The sequence below is a fragment of the Actinoplanes sp. NPDC023801 genome (assembly GCF_040639655.1).
Lineage (GTDB): Bacteria > Actinomycetota > Actinomycetes > Mycobacteriales > Micromonosporaceae > Actinoplanes.
This window is the reverse complement of the sequence record NZ_JBFAAI010000021.1, coordinates 14,071-37,059: the sequence shown is the minus strand read 5'-3', so window position 1 is coordinate 37,059 and position 22,989 is coordinate 14,071. Positions and strand designations below refer to the sequence as shown.

The window sequence follows — 22,989 nt, the reverse complement described above, 5'->3', positions numbered from 1 at the left end:
ACACTCATTTATGCGCAGCTACCGTCCCATCCGCTGTGCGAACATGGCTGACGTGACGTCGACCTGGACCGAACCCTCGAACACCCCGCTGGCCCTGCTCCTGCTCGGCAAGGGCACCGACCCGGCGAGCGAGCGCGGGGTGGACTGCCCCGGCGATCTGCCCGCACCCAGCGACCCCGATCTGGTCGCCCGCGCCACCGCGGCGAAGGCCGCCCTCGGCGACCGGGTGTTCGTCCTGGGGCATCACTACCAGCGTGACGAGGTGATCCGGTTCGCCGACGTCACCGGTGACTCGTTCAAGCTCGCGCAGCAGGCCGCGGCCCGCCCCGACGCGGAGTTCATCGTCTTCTGCGGTGTGCACTTCATGGCCGAGAGCGCGGACATCCTGACCAAGCCCTCGCAGCGCGTCATCCTCCCGGATCTCGCCGCGGGCTGCTCGATGGCCGACATGGCCGTCCTGGGCCAGGTCGAGACTGCCTGGGAGCACTTCCAGGACCTCGGCATCGCCGGTGACATCGTCCCGGTGACGTACATGAACTCGTCCGCCGACATCAAGGGCTTCGTCGGCCGCAACTCCGGCGTGGTCTGCACCTCGTCCAACGCCAAGCGGGCCCTGACCTGGTCGTTCGAACAGGGTTCGAAGGTGTTCTTCCTGCCCGACCAGCACCTGGGCCGCAACACCGCCGTGCTCGAGATGGGTTTCGATCTCGACGACTGTGTTCTCTACGACCCGCACAAGCCCCACGGCGGCCTGACCGACGAGGAGCTGCGCAATGCGAAGATGATCCTCTGGCGCGGCCACTGCTCGGTGCACGGCCGGTTCACCATCGACAGCGTCCGCGAGGTCCGCGAGCGCGTCCCCGGTGTCAACGTGCTGGTCCACCCGGAGTGCCGGCACGACGTGGTCCGGGCCGCCGACTACGTCGGCTCGACCGAGTACATCATCAAGGCCCTGGACGCGGCGCCGGCCGGTTCGGCGTGGGCGGTGGGCACCGAGCTCAATCTGGTACGCCGGCTCGCGCTCGCCCACCCGGACAAGCAGGTCATGTTCCTCGACCGGACGGTCTGCTACTGCTCGACCATGAACCGGATCGACCTGCCCCACCTGGTGTGGACGCTAGAGGAACTGGTCGCCGGCCGGGTCCCGAACGTCATCACGGTGGACGAGAAGACCGCGCGCGAGGCCCGGGTCGCCCTGGACCAGATGCTCGCCCTTCCGTGACGCTCGGTAGTCAATTGAATCCACCCGCATGGGGGATTCTTTAAGGTCGCCTTAGTCAGCAGCATTTAAACGGCGTTTCCATGCTCGCCAAGCTGCCGTGGTTGTCACTCAGCGCTATGCTTCCCCGGTTGCAGGATCGGGTACCCCCGCCCGCGCTCTGCCTACTCGATCTCGGGCGCCTGTGCGCCCGCCGGCTGGAGGTTACGTTGACCGAAGATGTCCTGGTCGTGCACGGTGGCACGCCGCTGCAGGGGCAGATCCGGGTCCGTGGCGCCAAGAATCTCGTCTCGAAGGCCATGGTGGCCGCCCTCCTCGGTGAGACCCCGAGCCGCCTCTACGACGTCCCGCGTATCCGGGACGTCGAGGTGGTCAGCGGACTCCTCGAGCTGCACGGGGTGAAGGTCTCCGCCGGTGCCGAGGACGGCGAGCTGGTCATGGACCCCACCAATGTGGAGAGCGCCAGCACCGACCAGATCAACGTGCACGCGGGCTCGAGCCGGATTCCGATCCTGCTCTGCGGCCCGCTGCTGCACCGGCTCGGTCACGCGTTCATCCCGGACCTGGGCGGCTGCCACATCGGCCCGCGACCGATCGACTTCCACATCAGGGCGCTGCGCGAGTTCGGCGCGGTCGTCGACAAGACCCCCGAGGGCATGCACCTGAGCGCCCCCAACGGTCTGCACGGCGCCAAGCTCGAACTGCCCTACCCGAGTGTCGGCGCCACGGAGCAGGTCCTGCTCACGGCGGCCCGCGCCGAGGGCGTCACCGAACTGCGCAACGCCGCCATCGAGCCCGAGATCATGGACCTCATCTGCATCCTGCAGAAGATGGGCGCCATCATCACGGTCCACACCGACCGGGTCATCGAGATCCAGGGCGTCCCCCGGCTGTACGGCTACGAGCACAAGCCGATCCCGGACCGGATCGAGGCCGCCAGCTGGGCCGCCGCCGCGCTCGCCACCCGTGGCGAGATCGAGGTGGTCGGCGCCCGCCAGGCCGACATGATGACGTTCCTGAACGTCTTCCGGTCCATCGGCGGCGAGCTGAAGATCACCGACGACCGGGTGGCCCGCGAGGGCGTGTCCGGGGCCGAGGGCGGCATCAAGTTCTGGCATCCCGGCGGCGAGCTCAAGGCCGTCGCACTGGAGACCGACGTGCACCCCGGCTTCATGACCGACTGGCAGCAGCCGCTCGTCGTCGCGCTCACCCAGGCCCGCGGCATCTCGATCATGCACGAGACGGTGTACGAGCAGCGGCTCGGCTACACCGAGGCGCTCAACTCGATGGGCGCCACCATCCAGGTCTACCGCGACTGCCTCGGTGGCACCCCGTGCCGGTTCGGCCGCCGCAACTTCATGCACTCCGCGGTCATCGCCGGCCCGTCCAAGCTGCACGCCGCCGACCTGCGTATCCCCGATCTGCGGGCCGGGTTCGCGCACCTGATCGCGGCGCTCGCCGCCGAGGGCACCTCCCGGGTCTACGGTGTGGACCTGATCAAGCGCGGCTACGAGGACTTCGAGGCCAAGCTGGCCGCGCTCGGCGCCCACGTCGAACGCCCCTGACCCGTTCCCCTGCGCCGCCCCTGGCCGGGCGGCCCTGATCTGCGATTTCGTCACGATCGACGGCGCGGTGTGTAACGCACCGCGCCGTTTGGCTACGCTTCTGGGGTGTCCCCGCTGTTTCGCCGCAAGTCCAGTGACCTCGTCGCCGACGCGACCGCCTCGGTGACCGAGGAGGAGTCCGTCACCGCCCACCGCAAGGGCTACACCCCCAGCAAGAAAGAGCTGGGCGTGGTCACCCCGAAACGGACCGTCCAGGGCCGCCGTGTCCAGGACCCGGCGCCGGCCAGCCGCAAGGAGGCCTACAAGCAGCTGCGTGAGCGGCAGCGGGCCGAGCGGCTCGAGGCGTCCGAGGGCATGCGCAACGGTGACGAGCGATACCTTCTCGCCCGCGACCGGGGGCCGGAGCGGTCACTTGTCCGGGACATCGTCGACTCCCGCCGCACCGCCGGCTCGTACTTCATCGCCGGTGCGGTGATCGTTCTGGTCGGCTCGTCGATTGCGATCCCGGCCGTGCAGCTCGCCAGCAACCTGCTGTGGGCCGGTCTGGCGCTCGCCGTCCTGATCGACAGCATCTTCATCAGCCGGCGCATCAAGAAGCTGGTCAAGGCCCGGTTCCCGGAGACCACGCAGAAGATGGGCGGACTGTACTTCTACGGCATCATGCGCGGCCTGACGTTCCGCCGGATGCGCGTCCCCAAGCCGAAGGTCGACCTCGGCACCACCGTCTGACCGCAGAGCTCCGCGTGGTGATGTGTGGCGCGAATACGGGCGCACGTCACCACGCTGCTCGCGGAAGGCCTCGGTGTGGACATCTGTGGTCCCGAGCCAGCCACAGGTCACCGCACACGGGAGGGCTCGCGGAACCCGTGGGCATCTGCGGCTTGCCGGGAAGCGCAGGTCACCATAGGCGGGCGGGGTGGTTATTCGAGGCCGGCCAGGCGTAGCAGGGCGGTCACCGCGGCTGCGGCGATCACCACCACGACGAACGGGGCCTTTCGCCAGGCCAGCAGAGCGCCGGCCAGGACACCCGCGGGGCGGGCGAAGCCGGCGAACTCGCTTCCGGCCATCAGCGCGGCTGTGGCGGCAAGCGCGGCCAACAGCGCTGCCGCCGAGATGGGCAGCAGGCGCTGCAGTGAGGCCGACAGCTCCAGGCGGTCGCGGAGCAGGACGCCGCTGAGGCGGAACGCATAGGTTCCGGCGGCGAGGACCAGGATCGCGACGATCATCGGCATTTATCCTCCGTGGCGGCGTCGGCAGATGCGGTCGCATCGTCGGGATCCGCGGCAAGCACGGCGGCAGAAGACCCGGTCTCGGCCGGCCGGGGTGAACGGGCCGAAGGTTCCGCCCCGGCGGACGGGCCCGGACGAGCAAGGGGCTCGGCTTCGGCCGGTGGGCGGGGGCGGCCGGGGCGGAACAGGACGGCCAGGCCCAGAAGGGCGCACATCACCGGGAGGCCGGCCGGCAGGACCGGTGTCAGGAGGACGGCCACCGCCGCGCCGGTCACGGCTGCCAGACGGGTTTCGCGGTCGCGCAGGGACGGCAGGATCAGGGCGATCAGGCCGGCCGGGAAGGCGGCGTCCAGGCCGAGGGCGTCCGGGTCGCCGGTGGCTCCGCCCAGCAGGACGCCCAGGACCACGCCGGTGTTCCAGGTGACGAAGAGGGTGGCGCCGACGGTCCAGTAGGTCCGGCGCCGGGCGGCGGGGTCGGACTCGGCCAGGGCGAAGGCCACGGTCTCGTCGGTCATGAGGTGACTGCCGACCAGGCGGTCGCGCCAGCGGGGGCCGATGGTGTCGGCCACGGCCAGTCCGAACGGCAGGTGGCGGGCGTTGAGCAGGAGGCCGGCCAGTACGGCCGCGATCGGGTTGCCGGCTGCCAGGAGGCCCACGGCCAGGAACTGGGCTCCACCGGCGAAGATCAGCACCGACATGACGACCGGGACCCAGGCGGGTAGCCCGTACGCGATGGTGATGGCCCCGAAGGACGCGCCGACCGCGAGTGTGGCGGCGGCCAGGGCACCGATGTCTCGCAGCCGGGCGCGTGTTCGATATATCGTCCCCACAGTTCGACATGCTGAACGAAACGCGAGCGTTCGTCAAACCGAACGCGGTAGACCGATGGAGCGAACATGCAGCAGCCGGCACCGCCGCTGGCCGTCATCGCCGCCGCACTGCGCCGGGAGCGGGACCGGGCCGGGATCTCGCTGACCGAGCTGGCCCGGCGGGCCGGACTGGCCAAGTCGACCCTCTCCCAGCTGGAGTCCGGCAGCGGCAACCCGAGCATCGAGACGCTGTGGGCGCTCGGTGTGGCGCTCGGTGTCCCGTTCAGCCGGCTGGTCGAGCCACCGTCCTCACCGGTACGTGTCGTGCGAGCCGGCAGCAGTCCCCGGGTCCGGGCCGAGGGCGCCGACTTCTACGGGACGCTGCTGACCGCGGGGATTCCCGGCACGCGGCGGGATGTCTATGTGCTCGAGCTCGAACCGGGGGCGCGACGGGACGCCGACCCGCACATTCCGGGCAGCATCGAACACCTGGTGGTGGCCGCCGGGCGGGTCCGTACCGGGCCCGTCGACGAGCTGGTCGAGGTCGGGCCGGGCGACTACGTCACGTTCCCCGGTGACGTGCCGCACAGCTACGAGGCTCTGGAGCCGGGCTCGTGGGTGATCCTGGTGATGGAACACCGCTGAAAGCCCGGCGCACCCTCCGAGCACCACCAACAGGCCGGCGGACTCGGGTTGGGTCGGGTCAGCGTTCGGCGTACAGGCGGGCCACCACGTCCTCGATGTCCGGCTCGACCACGGACAGGTCGCGGACCGGGACGGCGGCCACCAGTCCGGCCACCGCCACTCCGGCGGTCACCGAGTCCAGCGTGAACGTCACCCGGTGACCATTAGCGGTCACCGCGGTGAGCGTCGTGCCGTCCAGGGCGAACCCGTCGGGCAGTGGCCGGTCCAGATCCGCGACCAGGCTGCGGCGGGAGCCGTACCGGGCGTGCAGGGCCTCGATGCTGCCGTCGTGCACCACCCGGCCGTGGTCGATCACCACGAGACGCTCGCAGAGCCGCTCGATGTCGGCGAGGTCGTGCGTGGTCAGCACCAGGGTGACGTCGCCGGTGCGGCCCAGCTCGGCCAGGAACGACCGGACCGCCTGCTTGCTCACCACGTCCAGGCCGATCGTCGGCTCGTCCAGGAAAAGCACCTCGGGGCCGTGCAGCAGGGCCGCGGTCAGCTCGCCGCGCATCCGCTGCCCGAGCGACAACTGCCGGACCGGGGTGTCCAGGAACTCGTCCAGGTCGAGCAGATCCCGGCAGCGCCGCAGGCGGGACGCGTGGTCGGCGGCCGGTACCCGGTAGACGTGCCGGAGCAGCTCGAACGACTCGCGCAGCGGCAGGTCCCACCACAGCTGCGAACGCTGCCCGAAGACCACGCCGATCCGCAGCGCCAGCCGGGTGCGCTGCGGAACCGGGATCAGGCCGCACACCGACACCTCGCCGGACGAGGGCGTGAGCACCCCGGTCAGCATCTTCAGGGTCGTCGACTTGCCGGCGCCGTTCGGGCCGATGTAGCCGACCATCTCACCGCGCTCGATGGTCAGGCTCACCCCGTCCACGGCCGCTACCGTGCGTTTCAGCCGCCGGAATCGGCCCGCTTTGACCCGTACGGTGAAATCTTTCTTGAGGTCCTGCATTTTGATCATGACCCGGTGCTCCGGTAGTGGCGGATGCCGGCGCGCCAGACACCGGCGGCGATCGCTGCCGCGCCCAGCGCGACCAGCGGGGACAGGAAGCCGGCCCAGACCGGCAGACCGAGCGGATCAGCGCGGCCCAGCAACGCGAGCGCCGGCTGGTAGGCGATGAAACCGAAACCCAGCGCGTACGCGAAAAGATTGCGGAACCCACTGCCGTAGACCGAGATCGGGTACGAGGTGAAGTCGCGCCCGCCGTACGTGAACGCCGCCCCGATCTCCCCCGAATCGACCCACCAGAACGCCAGGCTGGCACTGAGCACGAAGATCGCCCCGAAGAAGACCGCCCCAGCGAGCGGGGTCAGCACGATCAGAAACAGTCGTAGCGGGGTCCAGTGGATGTCGTTCGCCGCGACCGCGACGCCCAGCACCACGATGGCGAACACGACCCGCAGCGTCTTACGGATCGGCAGGTCCATCAGCAGGAGCTGCGGCAACGCCGGCAGCGGCCGGACCAGCACCGCGTCGAGTGTCCCGGCCCGCACGTAGTTCTTCAGCCGGTCCACGTTGCCGACCGCGAAGTCCGCCAGGGCGAAACCGGCCGAACTCAGCCCGACGATCAGCACCGCCTCACGCAGCGAGAACCCGCCGATCGCCGGGGTCGCCCGGAACAGCACCAGCACCGTCAGCACGTCGAACACCGTGGCGCCCATGTTGCCGAACACCTCGACCAGGAACGAGGCGCGGTAGACGGTCGCCGACCGGATCTGCGCCGCACCCAGGGCCGCATAGGCCCGCAGCTCACCCACCCTGCACCACCAGGCGCGCCTCGGCCCGTCGCTGCAGCAGCCCGGCCAGCGCCAGGATCGCCACCGCCCACACCGCCTGCACCAGCACCAGACCGGCCTGCATCGCCGGACCGTCCCGCTCGGCGATCACGTCCAGCGGCGCCTGCAACAGGCTCGGCAACGGTGTGGCCAGCCAGAGCACCACGAGAAACTCCTGCGGGAGCAGCCGCAACGGGAAGTAGAGGCCGCCCAGCACCCCGGAGCCGAGAGTCCAGAGCGTGATCGGGCCACGGGCGTCCTGCAACCAGTAGGCGGTCGAGTTCACGACATAACGGCAACCGAAACAGATGATCACGGCGAGGAGTACGGACAGCGCGAAAAGTGGCACGGTCTGCCAGCGCTGCGGGGTGTGCAGCGGGAAGAACAGGGCCCCGGCAAGCAGCGGCGGGCCGAACCGCGTCATCATGCCGTGCAGGGCCCGGCCCAGGTCGGCAGCCAGATAGGCGGTCACCGGGGCGATCGGACGTAACAGGTCGGCCGCTATGTCACCGGTACGGATCCGATCGGCCAGTTCCGTCCAGCCCCAGATACCGATGACGCTGAGTAGACCTTGACCCACCCAGACATACAGGGCCAGCTGTCCGGCGTCGTACCCCGCGGGACGCTGCCCGGCGGCCTGCTCGGCCACCGCCAGCAGCACATAGCACCGGAGGAAGCCGAACACGATGTTCGTGAACGTTCCGGCTATGGTGGCTTGCCGGTAAGTGGCGTACCGACGGAAACCCGAGCCGATCAGCGCACCGAAAGTACCAATGGAGGCGCGGAACGGACCTATTCGAGAGATCGTCGGCACGCTGGCGTCTCGCTGGTCCACGCCGTTAATCTCCTTTCCAAACCCCCGCAACGGAGCCGGGAGACTCTACGCGGGTCCCCGGTTCGGGCGCGGCTCATTTTCTGACCGGACTCGTCCCTGAAGGACCGGTCTCATATTTCATGACAGGTGGAGTTCGCCGTGACGGAGCGTTGCCATTCGACGGGCCACCCGCGGGTCGCCCGATGAACGGCTGGAGCTCGCGGCCGGGCGACAACTGGGACGACGAGCCCGCCTGGGTCTACGAGATCACGTGGGAGTGGGAGGCGCTGCCCGGGCAGCGCTATCCCGGCGACCCCGGCCGGCGCAAAGCCGTGCACACCCCCGTCTACGAGGCGTCGCGTGGCGGCTCCGCCCCGGCCAGTTCGGCACCCGTCAGCGGCGCGGGCCGTGGCCGTGCCGTAGTCACTCCCGCTGATCAGAACCAGACTGAGCAGCGCACCGCCGGCAACACGCCGCAGCCCCCGCGAGACGAGCCCTCGTGGAACCGGTCCGTCCACATGCAGAACCAGACACCCGAACAACGGCGCGGTGCCGCACCCGTCTACGGCCGGGCGGCCGGGGACCAGGGCGGACAGTCCGGACAGTTCGGGCCCGGATCGCCGGCGCCGGTCAACCCGGGCCGGCCCATGTCCCCCGCACCCGTCTCGCCCGGACAGGGTGGACGGCCACCGGCCGGCCGCATCCCGCAGCAGCCAGCGCCGTCCGACGCTTCCGGATGGGGACGTGGACCGCAGCAGGGCGGCGAGCCCGGCAACCGGCCCGTTTCCCCCGGTCCGGCGGATCGTGGGTCCGACGGCCGGGCTCCGCACAGCGGGACGGGGCCGCGCGGCGCCGCGCCATCCGCCGGCCAGTTCGGCGGCCCGGGTCCGCAGAGCCGTCCCGGTGCTTTTCCGGCTCAGGGCGGTCCGATGCCCACCGGTTCGGCACGACCCGGAACTTCCGGTGGGCCGGGGCAGACATCTCCCGGTGGGCCGGGGCAGACGCCGCACGGTGGGCCGGGGCAGACGCCGCACGGCGGGCCGGTTCAGGCGCCGCACGGTGGGCCGCGCACGTCCGGTCAGCCGGTTCAGAACGGTCCCGGACGGCATGAGGGCGTGCCCGGCCGGCACGAGGGGCACGCCGGCCGTCACGAGCAAGGGGCCGCCGATCGCTTCGGCACACCGATCACACCGGCCGCCCCAGCCGGGTTCCCACCCGGTCAGGACCCGGTCTACCAGGGCCGCCGTCAGGCACCGGAACAGCAGATTCCGCGCCAGAGCGGGACGGCTCGACCGGTCACCGGGCCGACGTCACCGGCCGGGTCCGCCTACGGTGCCGCGCGTCCGGTGCCTGCCGAGGCCTTCCCGGCGTACGCCGACGACCGCCGTACCCCCCGTGACGGACGTACCCCGGACTCGCCGTTCGACCTGCGCCCCGCGCCGCAGGACCGTAACTCCCCGGCCCCCTCGCGCCCGGCTCCGCAGCCGACCCGCGTCACTCCGTCGCAGCCGGTCAATCCGGCGGCGCTCTATCCTGGCGCGCCCGGTCAAGGTTCCGGCAGGCCGGTGCCCGCACAGAATCGGGGTGCGGCCGCTCCGGTTTCCGGGCCGACCGGTGCCCCGGGCCAGGCCGGGCTTCCGGGCCAGGCCGGGCTTCCGGGCCACGCGGGTGTTCCGGGACAGGCCGGGTACGGCATCGCGGCCTCCGGGCCCGCTGGGCATCCCGATCAGAACGCTCCCGGCCGCGGTGTCCCGGTTTCCGGGCCCGCTGGGGGTCACAGCCAAACCGGAGCCGGACACGGCCAAGCCGCAGCCGGTCGTGGCATGGCGGGTGAACCGGTCCCTGGTTCCGAGCAGGCCAGGCTCGGTGGACGGTTCTCGTCCGGCCAGGCCGGGCCCGCTGGACGGTTCGCGTCCGGGGAGGCCTCCCTGGACGAGACCCAGACACTGCGCGCTCCCGCCATACCTGCTCCGGCGACCGGGATCGTCGGCCCTGGCGTTGCACCGGTCTCCGGGCCGGCCGCGATGGACCCGCGGGCGGCGTTCCCGGGCGCGGCCGGACACGCATCGGTCGCGCCGGTCTCCGCGCCCGCACCGACCAGCGGCCCAACGGGATACGACTCCCGAGGCGCTTCCGTATCGGGGCCCACAGCGGGCATGCCCGGCGTCCCCTATCCCCATGGAGCCTCTGGCGCCGCGCCCGTGTCAGGGCCCGCAGCAGGCATGCCCAGCGATCCCAGCCCCCGTGGAATCTCTGGCGCCGCGTCCGTGTCAGAACCCGCAGCGGGCCTGCCCGGTGTTTCCTACCCCCGAGGGCAGGAGCCTGTCGGCGGCAGCGGATTCGGGAGCGGCTTCGCGCCCGGCGGGAGCGACGGGCGCGGACGTGAGGACGAACAGGACCCGACCCGGCCGCTCGACCCGCGACGGTTCGGGCAGGGCCCGCAGGCGGGCGCGCGTCACGAGGTGACGCAGAACCTGGACGACCCGACGCGGCCGTTCGGGCTGCGGCGATCCGGTGCAGAGACGGCCGGGCACACCGACGAACGCACCCGGGCGATCGACCGGCGCGGGTACGCGGTGGCGGCTTCCGGTACGCCCGGTGCGTCCAGTACCGACGAGCGTTCCCCCGCCGTCGAACCGCGGCAGGACCCGAACCTCCAGCCCGGGAGCCAAGCCGCGGCTGCCGACCCGGCTCCGGCCGAGAACGATCGCGCTCGAACCGGCGGATGGGCACCCGCAACGCCGGGGACGCCTGCCGGGACCGGTGGCGTTCAGCCGTTCGCCGCGGAACCTGGCGTGCCGTTCACGCAGCCTGCCGTGCATTCCGCGCAGCCTGCCGTGCCTTCCACGGAGTCCACTGGGCGTTCGGCGCAGCCCGCTGTGCCCTTGGCGCAGTCCGCCGCGCAACCCGCCGCGCCACCCGCGCAACCCGCCGCGCCACCCGTGCAGCCCGCCGCGCCACTCGCGCAGCCCGCCGCGCCACTCGCGTCGGAGCCTTCCGTACCGTTCGCTGCGGAACCCGGCTTGCCGTTCGCTGCGGAGCCTTCTGGGGCGTTCGCCGCCGAGTCGGCGATCGCCCCGGTGACCGGTGGGCCGGCCGCGGAGCCGGTCACGGACGAACCGGAGACCCGCGGTCTCGGCTGGCTCCTGTCCATGAGTGGTCTCGGAGCCACCACCCCGGTCCCCGAAGCCGAACCGGTCGAACCGGTCGAGATCGTCGCTCCCGAGGAACGGCCGCTGGGCTGGTTCGCTCCCGTCGAGGACGAGACTGCCGACACTTCGACGGGCGATGACACGCGCGCCGGGACCGGCGACGAGGATGCCACGCTCACCGAGGTCGTTTCGGCGCCCACCGGAGCCAGGCCGGCCGAGGAAGAGCCCGAGCCGGTTGAGTCCGCCTCACCCCGGGAGGTGCCGGCCCCGGCCGGGTTCACGTCGCCCCACGACACCCCGGCGGCGGGCGAGCTGACACCGCTCCAGGACGTTCCGGTCACAGCCGGGTTCGCGCCGGGCCAGGACACTCCGGCGGCAGGCGAGCTGACACCACTCCAGGACGTTTCCATCGCGGTCGGGTTCGCGCCGGCCCAGGAAGCTCCGGCAACGAGTGAGGGGGCATCGCCGCAGGACGTGCCGGCCATGGCCGAGTCGGCTCAGGACACTGAGGCGGCAAGTGAGGACGCATCACCCCACAACGCTCCGGCCGCGGCGGAGTTCGTGCCGGCCCAAGAAGTTGCGGATTCGGCGGAGTTCACGCCGACCCAAGACGTTGCCGACCCGGCGGAGTTCACGCCGGCCCAAGACGTTGCCGACACGGAGTTCGCGCCGGGTCAGGACGTTCCGGCAGCGGGAGAGTCCGTATTCGCTGCGGGGGTTTCGGTTCCGGACGAATCCATGTCGGCCGAAGACGTTTCCGCAACCGCTGTTCCTGTGCTGGCCGGGAGCGGGGAAGCCTCTACTGGAGCCGTCGCGGCGGAGGACACGCCTTCGATGGCGAGTGAGGCTGCAGACTGGCCGCCTGCCGTCGTGGGGGACGTGACGGACCTGTCCTCTGCCGCCGGAAGCGCGACCGCTGGGCCGAGTACGACTGGAGCGCCGAGTACGGCCGGAAGCCCGGATGCGGCCGGAAGCCCGGATGCGGCCGGAAGCCCGGATGCGGCCGGAAGCCCGGATGCGGCCGGAAGCCCGGATGCGGCCGGAAGCACGGATACAGGCAGAGGTTCGGATACAGGCGGAGGTTCGGGTACGGCCGGAGGGCCGCCTGCCTGGCCCGCAATGGCTGCAGGCAACTCCGCCTGGCCGGTTGCGGCTGTCAGCATGCAGGAAAGGCTTTCTGCGGCCAACGGGCACACATCGACCGAGGACGCGCCGGCCTCGACCGGAAGCGGGTCCGCCCGGATCTCAACGCCCGGGGACACCCGGGACGGGTCCACCGCGGCCGATGCTCCGGTCGCTTGGCCTGCTCTGCCTGCCCGGAACGCTTCGGACAGCGGCATCCCGGGCTCGACCGGGACGGCTGGGGACGACTTCGTTCCGTCGGCGGCTGGGGACAGCGGCCAGGATGAGGACGGCCTCGTCGAGGGCGGCTCCGGTAGCGGCGTGCCGGCCAGCCTTGCGGAGGCCGTTCAGTCAGGAGCTGGTGAGCCCGTCGAGGTTCTGTTTGTGGGCGATGAGTCCGACAGCACACCGGGTGGCCGTGAGTCTGCCGTCGGTGAGCCGGACGGATCGGCTGTGACCGGCCCGTACACGGCCGCCGGGCACGTCGCTGTGGACGGAGGCGGGGCTTCGCCGTTCACGGTGGTGCGCGATCAGGACGTGCCGGTCGGCTCGAACGTGGAACACCAGGACGTGCCAGTCGGCTCGGATGTTGACTGGCGGGAGGATTCGGCGGGGGCCGGTTACCGTCACGACGAGGGAGAGACGGAGCCCGGCATCGGCTCGGATCTCTCGTCCGGCACTGGTGCGGCATCGGGCGGGCCCGGGGCTGTCTCCGGCTCGTCGGCGGCCATGAGTGATGACACGGTTCTCATCTCGCGGGCGCTGTCGGTCGAACCGGAGAACGGTGTGGTCGAGAGCGCGGCCGAGGATGCCCCGGGTTCGCTCGACGAGGCCACGCCGGCCGTCGACCAGGGGCCCGCGGCGGAGAACCTCCTTTACTCGACGGATGATCTTTCCTCGGACGGCGCTGCACCAGAGCGCGGCGAGGGACTTCCGGCCGCCGAGGTCGTCGCGGATGTGGAGGACGTTCCGCACAGCGAGATTCCCGCCAGCAGCCAGAAACTTGCGGACGGCGAGAGTGTCGCGAGCGGCGAGAGTCTGCCCCACGGCGAGACCGTTGCGAGCGGCGGGAGTCTGCCGCCCAGCGAAGGTGCTGACGGCGTGGTGCGTCCGGACGATGACGTGCACGCGGGAAGCGATGAGCCGACCGCTGCGCTCAGCGGATCCGGCACCGAGGACGCGGCTGTGGGCACCTGGGCGGATGGCCCCGACGAGGCGGACGGAAGCGTCCCGGCGGACGCTGTGCACGACTCGCCGGGGGCGGCTGCGGAACCGGAGACGGTTCCGCACGCCGGGGCCGGCCAGTACGCCGACGCTCCCGAACATGCCGGGACCGGCCCTACCGGGAGCGATGACCAGCACGATCCTGTGGTGGCCGGGGACAGCAGCACGGCAGCCGAGGCGGCCGGAGACGACGTCACGGCGGCCGATGGGGACGCGACCGCAAGCGGCGACGACACGACGCCCGAGGGCGACACCACGGACGGCACGGCGGCTGCAGCGGGCTTCGGAGAGGCCGGGAGCGGGGACGAGGGCGCGGCTCGGGAGGGCGGTGCTCCGGACGTACCGTCGGCGGGGTCTGTGGCGGATCGGGAAGCCGGCCGCGCGGCAGTGGCCGGCGGGGAGTCCGCGTCGCGGAAGGGTCTGCCGGAGGCGAAGGCCGAGCCGGTACGCCAGCGTCGGGATCAGCGGGCGCCGGCGGACCGGCGGCGGGCCGATCCGGAGCAGATTCTGGCGTCGTACCCGTGGACCTATGACCCGCAGACGCTGCGGGAGCAGGTCGACGAGCCGGACCGGCTGTGGGACGTGGCGGACCGGCTGACCGACCGGCTGGAGTTCGCCGAGCGGGACAACGTCCGGGCGGGGCTGCTCAGCCTGCGTGCGGTGGTTCATCGGATCCTGGGTGAACTGGACGACGCGCTGGACGACGGGCGGGAAGGGCTGCGGCACGCGGAGGCCGCCGGGGAGCTGCGGACGGTGGCGATCGCGCAGGCCCGGCTGGCGCACGTCCTGCAGTGGCGGGGCGAGTTCGACGCGGCGGACCGGATCTACGCCGAGGTCGACTCGCCGGAGCTGCCGTCGCGGATGCGGGCGGAGATCCGTGAGCTGGCCGGGCGGTCGGCGTTCGAGCAAGGGCGGTATCTGGAGGCGGTCAACCATTTCGAGCGGGCGCTGGACGTACGCCATGGTGAGGATCCGGAGCTGGTGGAGCGGATCGAGTTGGCGCTCGACGCGATCACCCGCCGCACCGGGGACGGCTGGGGGCCCTACCCGCGTACCCGGGACCAGATTCTGGGTCTGCCGGAGGCGCCGGTTCCGCTGCTCGACGACGGTGCGGGACTGTGGGGGTACGCCGCCGCGGTCGAACCGCGCTACGCGGAGGCGCAGCCGTTCGCCGAGGGTGCTGCCTGGGTTCGCCGGCCCGATTCGGCTGCCTGGGAGCTGATCGACCAGGACGGTGAGCTGCTGATTCCGGCGGCACACGGTTATGTCGGGGTGAGCCGGTTCGCCGAAGGGGTGGCCTGGGTGGCCCGTGACGAGGGCGGCTGGTTCGCGATCGACCGGGAGAACCGGCTCGTCGGCGGGGCCGGCGGGTTCGAGGAGGTACGGCCGTTCCGGCGCGGGCTGGCCCTGGTCCGGCAGGGTGAGGTCTGGGGTGCCGTCGACCGGCAGGGGCGCATCGTGGTGGCGCCGCGGTTCCGGCAGTTCGCGACGGTGCTGCACGTCGGCGGGCCGGTGGACGGGTTCTCCGGCGACGGGCTGGCGGTCGTGGACGCGGGTGAGCGGTTCGGGGTGGTGGACCGGGCCGGGCGGATGGTGATCGAGCCGGCGCACGCGGCCGTGGTGATCCACCCGTCGGCGTTCCTGGTGCAGAACGCGGCAGGCGTGTGGGGTGCCCTGAGCCGGACCGGCGCGCCGCTCGTCGACATGGGCCACCGGGACCGGGACTCGGTTGTCGAAGCGCTGCCCGAGGAGACCCGGCCGGTCCTGTGAGACCCGGTTAGGGTCGGGGGATGGAGTTTCGTCATCTCGGCCGTTCCGGCCTGCTGGTCAGCGAGATCGCCTACGGCAACTGGATCACCCATGGTTCGCAGGTGGAGGAGGAGGCCGCGGTCGCCTGTGTGCGCGCGGCCCTCGACTCCGGCATCACCACGTTCGACACCGCCGACGTCTACGCCGGCACCCGCGCCGAGGAGGTGCTGGGCCGGGCGTTGAAGGGCGAGCGCCGGCAGGGCCTGGAGATCTTCACGAAGGTCTACTGGCGGACCGGGCCCGGCCCCAACGACAGCGGCCTGTCCCGCAAACACATCATGGAGTCGATCGACGGGTCGCTGCGGCGGCTCGGCACCGACTACGTCGACCTCTACCAGGCCCATCGGTACGACCACCACACGCCGCTCGAGGAGACGATGGAGGCATTCGCCGACGTCGTACGCCAGGGCAAGGCGCACTACATCGGGGTGTCCGAGTGGACCGCCGAGCAGATCCGGGCCGCGAAGCCGCTCGCCGACGAGCTGCGTGTCCGGTTCGTCTCCAACCAGCCGCAATATTCGATGCTGTGGCGGGTGATCGAGGCCGAGGTGGTGCCTGCCTCGCAGGAGCTGGGCCTCGGTCAGATCGTCTGGTCGCCGCTGGCGCAGGGCGTGCTGACCGGTAAGTACAAGGCCGGGCAGCAGCCGCCGGCCGGGTCGCGGGCCACCGACGAGAAGTCCGGTGCCGGGTTCATCGCCCGCTGGCTGGAGGACGACGTGCTGAACGCGGTCGCCCGGCTCCAGCCGCTGGCCGACGAGGCCGGACTGACCCTGGCTCAGCTGGCCGTCGCGTGGGTTCTGCAGAACCCGAACGTCTCCGCGGCGATCATCGGCGCGTCCCGGCCCGAACAGGTGCGGGACAACGTGAAGGCGTCCGGGGTGAAACTGGACGACGGCCTGCTGAAGGCGATCGACGAGATCGTGGAGCCGGTCGTGACCCGCGATCCGTCGCTCACCTCCAGCCCGGCCGAGCGTCCGTGACGGCTTACTGCCAGAACCGCATCAGCTGCAGGCCGGCGGCGTAAAGCTCCCAGTCGACCCCGATCAGCCCGGCCAGCCAGTCCACGCCGGTGAAGAACCACGTGCCCACCTGGGTCTGCCACAACAGCAGGAACAGGACCAGGAAGCCCCACGGCGCGATCAGGTTCCAGGCGCGCTGGTAGGCCGGGCTTAGCCACGGCTGGATGATGCCGCCGCCGTCCAGCCCCGGGATCGGCAGGAAGTTCAGCACACTCGCCGTCACCTGCAGGAACGCCAGCGCGGCCAGGGCCGCCCAGAACGATCCGTGGGTGTCGTCGGTGAGCGTCACCCGGCCGAGGGTGCGCACCACGTCCGGCGCCAGGCCGGTGAAGAACGGGAACGCCACCACGATCGCGAGGACCACGTTGGTCAGCGGGCCGGCCGCGCTGATCAGCGAGTCCCTCACCTTGCTGCGGATGTAGCGGTGATCGACCCAGACCGCGCCACCCGGCAGACCGATGCCGCCGAGGATCACCACGATCACCGGCAGCACGATGGACAGCAGCGGATGGGTGTACTTCAGCGGATTCAGCCGGAGATAACCCCGGTCGGCGACTGTCACGTCACCGGAGAAGTAGCCGAGCACGGCGTGCGCATACTCGTGCAGGCACAGCGAGATGAGCCAGCCCGAGATGATGAACAGGAAGACGTCGAGCTTGATGTTGCCGAAGTTGGTCCAGGTCATCACACCGCTCACCGCGAACACGGCGACGATGCCGACGAAGACCGGACTCGGCACGAAAGCGTTGCGCGGAGTGCGGGTGTAGACCGGTTCGTAGGTCACGGCAATCCGCTCACTCGGCCGGGAGCAGGCTCATCTGATAGTCGACCCGGTCGTCCTCGACCAGGGTGACCGTGCTGACTCCGGCGGCCTGCAACTGCCGCCACTCCTGACCGATCCACGACTCGGCGTCGGCCTGACTGCTGAACGACTCGTCCGGGCCTTCGACCGGCTTGCCGTCGACGTCTTCGTACCGCCAACTCCACGGCATACAGCCGCCCCCTCACGTCATACCTCGGTGGGCTTCCACCCTACGGGTTCCGGGTGTGCGACCCGGCTCTAAGGTACGGGGCATGTCCGAAGATCGGTGGAACACGGTTCTCGTCCTCGGCGGTATCCGGTCCGGCAAATCCGGGTTCGCCGAGTCCCTGGTGGCCGGGGCGCCCTCGGTGCGCTACGTGGCCACCGCGGCCGGCGGCGAGGACGACCCCGAATGGCGGGACCGCATCGAGGCCCATCAGCGGCGGCGCCCGCAGTCCTGGACGACCGAGGAGACCGGCACCGAACCGGCGCTGCTCGTCGAACTGCTTCAGCAGGCCGGGCCGGACGAGACCGTGCTCGTCGACGACCTGGGTGGCTGGGTGGCCGCGGTGCTGAACCCGGCCCGGCAGCCCAACGACGACGAGGCCGACGTGGCGGCGCTCGCGGCAGCCGTCCGTGCGACCGCGGCCCGGGTGGTGCTGGTCAGCCCCGAGGTCGGGCTGTCGCTCGTGCCGGTCACCCCCGTCGGGCGGGCCTTCGCGGACGCGCTGGGAACGACCAACCAGGCGCTCGCCGGCGCCGTCGACGGTGTCGCGCTGGTCGTCGCCGGGCAGCCGACGTGGCTCAAGGGCGGCCCGCTCGCCCCGGTCGAAGCCGCCCCGGTCAAGCCCGCCCCGGTCACGTCGCGGCCGATCGCGGTGCCCACCCCCTCGACCCCCGCTCCCCCGCCACCGCCGGTGACCGTGGTCGAGCCCACCCCCGAACCCGAACCCGAGCGGGCAACGGTCAGCGCGCTGTCCGGGTCCACCATGACCCTGCCGCTTGTCGCGTCCGGGCTCACCGAGATCACCCCCGGCATGGACCTGCCGTTGCCGAGTTCCGACTCCGGCCCCGACGCACGGGAACGACTGGCCGGGCTCGACCTGCCGGGCGGCGGGCTCGGTGCGCTCGATGAGGCCGTCGAGTTCGCCGCGGCCACCCAGAGCACGGTCACCCCGCGGGCCTGGACCACGGCCCGGCTGGTGGTGATCGGTGGAGGGCGTACCGGTGGGGCGGTCGCCGGCACCGACGCCGGCGACGTGGAACGCCGCCTCGCCGAGACCGAGTCCGGGACCGGTCTGCTCGGCCGGCTCGCCGGTCAGGCCGGTGCCGACATCTCCGTGCTGCGTACCGCGACGGTCGGTGCCATGGAGGACGGCCCGGTCGCCGACGAACAGGCCGTCAAGGACGCGCTCCGGCAGGGCTGGCAGCTCGCCGACGGCGCCGCCGACGCGGGCCGTGACGTGATCGTGCTGGCCGGCGTCAGCGCCGGCATCGAGGCGGCCGCCACCGCGGTGCTGGCCGCCACCACCGGCGCCGAACCGGTCGCCACGCTGCCCCGGGTACTCGCGCCCGGCGCCCGGTTCGACGACGCCGCCTGGATGGTCCGTTGCGCGGCCGTCCGCGACGCCATGCACCGGATCCGGCAGGAACCGCGCGGCGCCACCGACATCCTGCGGGAGATCGGCGGCCTGGACATCGCGGTGGCCACCGGGCTGCTGCTCGGCGCCGCCGCCCGCCGTGTCCCGGTGCTGGTCGACGGTCCGCTCGGGATCGCCGCCGGGCTCGTCGCCCGCGACCTGGCCAGTCAGACCCGGCACTGGTGCCTGCTGCCGGAGGCGGGGACGCTCGCGCTGGTCAAGCAGGGTGCCGACGTGCTCGGGCTGACCGCGGTCCTGCAGATCGGGCTGGACCTGGGCGAAGGGGCGAACGCGCTGTCGGTACTGCCGGTGCTGCGGTCCGCGATCGGGCTGGCGTCGGCACTGCCGGTGCACCCGGCGCTGCTCGGCGAGGTCGGTGACGACGGACTGGACGACGGCCTGGACGACGAGCTCGACGACGACCTCGACGACGGTGCCGGCGAGTTCGACCCGGCGGAGTTCGCCGAGCCCGAGCCGCGCGGGCCGGGGCCCGCCACGACGGGTGTCTGACGGCATCCGGCTGGCCGTCACCACGCTGACGGTGCTCCCGCTGCGGGCGGGCCGGGTGGACCGGTCCACCGCCGCGGTGGCGATGGCGGTGGCACCCGTGGTGGGCGCCGTTCTGGGGCTCGTCCTGGCCGGTCTGCACGTCGCGCTGCGGGCGGCTGGGTCGCCGGATCTCGTCGCCGCCGGGCTGACGGTCGCGGCGGGGGCGCTGCTCACTCGCGGGCTGCATCTGGACGGGCTCGCGGACACGGTCGACGCGCTGGGGTCCTACCGTTCCGGCCCGGCCGCCCTCGAAATCATGAAGAAGCCCGATATCGGGCCCTTCGGGGTCGCGGCGCTCGCCGTCACCGTTCTGATCCAGGCGGCCGCTCTCACCGAGGCCGGCCCGTGGGCGATCGTGACCGCCTGGGCGGCCGGACGGCTCGCGATCACCGTCGCCTGCCGCCGTGGGGTGCCACCGGCCCGTCCGGACGGTCTGGGCGCGCTGGTGGCGTCGACCGTGCCGCGGTGGGCGGTGACGGCCGGCGCGGCGTTCGTCGTGGTTCCCGCACTTGCCGCCGTCCCCGGTCGCCCGTGGCAGGGGCCGGCCGCCGTCGTCCTCTCACTGTCCGCGGTGGTCCTGCTTCTCCGTCATGCGGTACGGCGATTCGGCGGCATCACCGGCGACGTGCTGGGCGCGGTCGTCGAGCTGGCGGTGACGCTGACCCTCGTCGCCGTGACACTCGCCTGACCCCGCGCACCCTCAGCCGGCTCGAACCGCTGCCGCTGCTCCGAATGCGCCGACCCAGCCACCGAAACCCAGCTGGCTCCCACCGCTGTTTTGGGCGGGCTGAGACAGCGGTGCGGACCAGCGGGGGTCAGTGGGTGGAGGGGGTCACGAAGGGGGGCTTGACGAGGCGGGCCTCGGTGCGGCGGCCGCGGATGTCGATCTCGACCAGATCGCCGTCGGCCAGGCCGGCCGCGGTGTCGATGAGGGCCAGCGCGATGCCGACCTTCCGCGTCGGGGAGAAGGTGCCGCTGGTCGTCTCTCCCACGGGACGCTCCCCCGCGTACACACTCATGTGCCCTCGTGGGATGCCGCGGCCGGTGAGTTCCAGGCCCCGCAGTTGCCGCCGCGGACCGGCGACCTTCTCGGCCTGAAGGGCCGCCCGGCCCCAGAAGGCCGGCTTGTCCCAGCCGACCGCCCACCCGGAGCGGGCCTGGACCGGACTGATGTCGAGGGTCAGCTCCTGGCCGTGCAGCGGGTATCCCATCTCGGTGCGCAGCGTGTCGCGGGCGCCGAGCCCGCACGGGCGCACGCCGGCGTCGATCACCGCGTCCCACACGGCGGCCGCGTCGTCCCACCCGACGACCAGCTCGTAACCGTGCTCCCCGGTGTATCCGGTCCGGCAGACGGTCAGCTCGGCGCCCCGGAACGACGCCGTGTCGAACGACATGTAGCCGTGCCCGGTGGGCAGGCCCAGCTTGCCGAGGATCTCGGCGGACTGCGGGCCCTGGACGGCGAGGACCGCGAAGTCGCGGTGCTCGTCGGTGACGGTCAGCCCGGCCGGTGCCGCCGCGGCGAGGCGGCGGACCACCTCGGCGGTGTTCGCCGCGTTCGGGATCAGGAAGACGTGGTCGTCGCCGTGCAGGTAGACGATCAGGTCGTCGACCACACCGCCGCTCTCGTCGCAGCACAGCGTGTACTGCGCGCGGCCGGGGGCGATCCGGCCGAGGTCGTTGGTGAGGCACGAGTTGACGAAATCCGCTGCTCCGGCGCCACGCACGCGGGCCTTGCCGAGGTGCGACACGTCGAAGACGCCGGCCGACTCGCGGACCGCGGCGTGCTCCTTGAGGACCCCTCCGCCGGCGTACTCCAGCGGCATGTCCCAGCCCCCGAACCCGGCGAACTTCGCGCCCAGGGCGGCGTGGCGATCATGCAGTGGGGACTGAAGCGGCGCGGCAGACATGAGACTCAACTTACCGGTGACCTTGACCAGGTTTAGAGTCGCGGGGACAACACCGATTTCCCAACAGCCGGGAGCGCGCCCACCGGCGCCCCACCGGCCCAGACGTCCGGAGAGACCGAGTGACCCAGCCCAGCCTCAGCCTGGTCGACACCGACCCGGCCGAATCGGTGGTCGATGCCATCGTCATCGGCCTGCACAGCCAGCCCGACGAGGAGGGCACCCTGTTGCCTGCCTCCGGCGCCGAGAGCATCGCCGCGGCCTTCGACGGCAAGCTGACCTCGACGCTGGCTTTGCTCGGCGCCACCGGCGCGGCCGGCGAGGTGACCAAGCTGGCCACCCTCGGTACGATCGCCGCCCCGCTGCTGGTGGCGGTCGGCCTCGGTGCCGAGCCGGACGGCCCCGCGCCCGACCTGGAGACCCTGCGCCGGGCTGCCGGCGCGGCGGTCCGCGCCCTGGCCGGCAGCACCACCGTGGTGCTGGCCCTGCCGGTGCCGGACGACGCGGACGCCCCGCCGGTGCTGCGCGCCGTGCTCGAGGGTGCCCTGCTCGGCGGCTACCGGTTCGCCGGTTACAAGACGAAGCCGCAGAAGGGCCGGCGGGCGCCGGTCGCCGAGCTGCGCCTGCACGTGGCGGACGCGGCCGACGAGGCGGCCGAGGCCGAGCTGCGCCGCGCCGAGGTGGTGGCGGAGGCGGTGCGCCAGACCCGCGACTGGGTGAACACCCCGCCGAACGCGCTGCGCCCGGCCGATCTGGCCGACCAGGTGGCGGCGGCCGCGACCGAGGCCGGTCTCGGTGTCGAGGTGCTCGACTTCGAGCAGCTCAAGGACGGCGGGTACGGCGGCATCGTGGCGGTCGGCCAGGGCTCCGAGGCGCCGCCGCGGCTGGTGAAACTGACCTACACGCCCTCCGGGGTCGAGAACCCGAAGCGGATCGCGCTGGTCGGCAAGGGCATCACCTTCGACACCGGCGGTGTCAGCATCAAGCCGGCGGCCGGCATGTGGGAGATGAAGTCCGACATGGCGGGTGCCGCCGCGGTGGCCGCCACCCTGATCGCGATCGCCGCCCTCAAGCCGGGTGTGGCCGTCTCGGGTTACCTGGCGATCGCCGAGAACATGCCGTCCGGTTCGGCGTACCGGCCGGGCGACGTGATCACCATGTACGGCGGCAAGCGGGTCGAGGTGTTCAACACCGACGCCGAGGGCCGGATGGTACTGGCCGACGCGATCGCGCGAGCCTGCGAGGACGGCACCGACTATCTGTTCGAGACGTCGACGCTGACCGGCGGGCAGGTGATCGCGCTCGGTAAGCGGATCTCCGGCCTGATGGGTTCGGACGAGGCGACCGCTCTGGTCGAGGCGGCCGGCAAGGCGGTCGGCGAGCCGTCCTGGCGGATGCCGCTGCCGGACGACGTGCGCAAGGGCATGGAGTCGGAGATCGCCGACATCTGCCAGACGAACGCCAACATGGACCGGGCCGGGCACATGCTGCAGGGCGGTGTCTTCCTGCGGGAGTTCGTGGCCGAGGGCGTGGAGTGGGCGCACATCGACATCGCGGGGCCGAGTTACCACACCGGTGAGGCGAACGGTTACTGGACGAAGGGCGGCACGGGCGTGCCGGTGCGCACGTTCCTCAAGCTGATCGACGACCTCTCCTGACGGCT

General features: G+C 71.9%; 17 protein-coding genes. 9 read left to right on the top strand and 8 right to left on the bottom strand.

From position 1 onward, the window contains the following. The first annotated feature begins 43 nt into the window (after positions 1-43). From nadA to AB0G04_RS30600, 3 genes are all read left to right on the top strand, one after another. Entirely contained in the window at positions 44-1,222 is a 1,179-nt protein-coding gene (gene nadA, locus AB0G04_RS30610; protein ID WP_360989592.1) for a quinolinate synthase NadA, read from the top strand. A gap of 206 nt (positions 1,223-1,428) precedes the next feature. Further along, positions 1,429-2,784 (top strand): UDP-N-acetylglucosamine 1-carboxyvinyltransferase, encoded by a 1,356-nt coding sequence (gene murA / locus AB0G04_RS30605; protein ID WP_360989590.1) that lies wholly within the window; start codon positions 1,429-1,431, stop codon positions 2,782-2,784. 105 nt (positions 2,785-2,889) lie between these two features. Then, positions 2,890-3,513 (top strand): DUF3043 domain-containing protein, encoded by a 624-nt coding sequence (locus AB0G04_RS30600; RefSeq protein WP_360989587.1) that lies wholly within the window; start codon positions 2,890-2,892, stop codon positions 3,511-3,513. 191 nt (positions 3,514-3,704) lie between these two features. Here AB0G04_RS30600 and AB0G04_RS30595 read toward each other — a convergent pair whose 3' ends face one another. Then, positions 3,705-4,010 (bottom strand): AzlD domain-containing protein, encoded by a 306-nt coding sequence (locus AB0G04_RS30595; protein ID WP_360989836.1) that lies wholly within the window; start codon positions 4,008-4,010, stop codon positions 3,705-3,707. After that, complete coding sequence (locus tag AB0G04_RS30590) at positions 4,007-4,843, bottom strand: AzlC family ABC transporter permease (protein ID WP_360989584.1); 837 nt, start codon at positions 4,841-4,843, stop codon at positions 4,007-4,009. Before AB0G04_RS30590 ends, AB0G04_RS30595 begins: the two co-directional genes overlap by 4 nt. Positions 4,844-4,909: 66 nt before the next feature. Here AB0G04_RS30590 and AB0G04_RS30585 point away from each other — a divergent pair, with 66 nt between their 5' ends. Continuing rightward, on the top strand, positions 4,910-5,467 hold the full coding sequence (locus AB0G04_RS30585; protein WP_360989582.1) for an XRE family transcriptional regulator: 558 nt from the start codon (positions 4,910-4,912) through the stop codon (positions 5,465-5,467). A 58-nt stretch (positions 5,468-5,525) separates the two neighbouring features. Here the strand turns inward: AB0G04_RS30585 and AB0G04_RS30580 are convergent, their stop codons facing one another. From AB0G04_RS30580 to AB0G04_RS30570, 3 genes are read right to left on the bottom strand one after another with little or no spacing between them, the layout of a single operon-like run. Then, on the bottom strand, positions 5,526-6,476 hold the full coding sequence (locus AB0G04_RS30580; protein WP_360989579.1) for an ATP-binding cassette domain-containing protein: 951 nt from the start codon (positions 6,474-6,476) through the stop codon (positions 5,526-5,528). Next, a complete protein-coding gene (locus AB0G04_RS30575; protein ID WP_360989576.1) occupies positions 6,473-7,273 on the bottom strand; it encodes an ABC-2 family transporter protein in 801 nt (266 codons plus the stop codon). Before AB0G04_RS30575 ends, AB0G04_RS30580 begins: the two co-directional genes overlap by 4 nt. Next, positions 7,266-7,976, bottom strand: a complete 711-nt coding sequence (locus AB0G04_RS30570) for an ABC-2 family transporter protein (protein ID WP_360989573.1) — start codon at positions 7,974-7,976, stop codon at positions 7,266-7,268. Before AB0G04_RS30570 ends, AB0G04_RS30575 begins: the two co-directional genes overlap by 8 nt. Positions 7,977-13,108: 5,132 nt before the next feature. Here AB0G04_RS30570 and AB0G04_RS30565 point away from each other — a divergent pair. Together AB0G04_RS30565 and AB0G04_RS30560 are read left to right on the top strand one after the other, a co-directional pair. Continuing rightward, on the top strand, positions 13,109-15,373 hold the full coding sequence (locus AB0G04_RS30565) for a WG repeat-containing protein (protein ID WP_360989570.1): 2,265 nt from the start codon (positions 13,109-13,111) through the stop codon (positions 15,371-15,373). A gap of 20 nt (positions 15,374-15,393) precedes the next feature. Beyond that, positions 15,394-16,392: an aldo/keto reductase family protein gene (locus AB0G04_RS30560; RefSeq protein WP_360989567.1), complete on the top strand. Its 999-nt coding sequence runs from the start codon at positions 15,394-15,396 to the stop codon at positions 16,390-16,392. A 4-nt stretch (positions 16,393-16,396) separates the two neighbouring features. Here the strand turns inward: AB0G04_RS30560 and AB0G04_RS30555 are convergent, their stop codons facing one another. Further along, positions 16,397-17,215: a site-2 protease family protein gene (locus AB0G04_RS30555; protein WP_360989564.1), complete on the bottom strand. Its 819-nt coding sequence runs from the start codon at positions 17,213-17,215 to the stop codon at positions 16,397-16,399. Between the two features lie 10 nt (positions 17,216-17,225). Beyond that, positions 17,226-17,423, bottom strand: a complete 198-nt coding sequence (locus tag AB0G04_RS30550; protein WP_106316865.1) for a hypothetical protein — start codon at positions 17,421-17,423, stop codon at positions 17,226-17,228. Between the two features lie 82 nt (positions 17,424-17,505). Here AB0G04_RS30550 and AB0G04_RS30545 point away from each other — a divergent pair, with 82 nt between their 5' ends. Together AB0G04_RS30545 and AB0G04_RS30540 are read left to right on the top strand one after the other, a co-directional pair. Then, entirely contained in the window at positions 17,506-19,383 is a 1,878-nt protein-coding gene (locus tag AB0G04_RS30545; protein ID WP_360989561.1) for a bifunctional adenosylcobinamide kinase/adenosylcobinamide-phosphate guanylyltransferase, read from the top strand. After that, positions 19,376-20,110, top strand: a complete 735-nt coding sequence (locus AB0G04_RS30540; RefSeq protein WP_360989558.1) for an adenosylcobinamide-GDP ribazoletransferase — start codon at positions 19,376-19,378, stop codon at positions 20,108-20,110. Before AB0G04_RS30545 ends, AB0G04_RS30540 begins: the two co-directional genes overlap by 8 nt. A gap of 127 nt (positions 20,111-20,237) precedes the next feature. Here AB0G04_RS30540 and gcvT read toward each other — a convergent pair whose 3' ends face one another. After that, positions 20,238-21,329, bottom strand: a complete 1,092-nt coding sequence (gcvT, locus tag AB0G04_RS30535; RefSeq protein ID WP_360989556.1) for a glycine cleavage system aminomethyltransferase GcvT — start codon at positions 21,327-21,329, stop codon at positions 20,238-20,240. 119 nt (positions 21,330-21,448) lie between these two features. Between gcvT and AB0G04_RS30530 the strand changes: the two genes are divergently transcribed. Next, the gene (locus tag AB0G04_RS30530; RefSeq protein WP_360989553.1) at positions 21,449-22,984 is read left to right on the top strand and encodes a leucyl aminopeptidase; all 1,536 of its coding nucleotides are present in this window, start codon (positions 21,449-21,451) and stop codon (positions 22,982-22,984) included. Positions 22,985-22,989 lie beyond the last annotated feature (5 nt).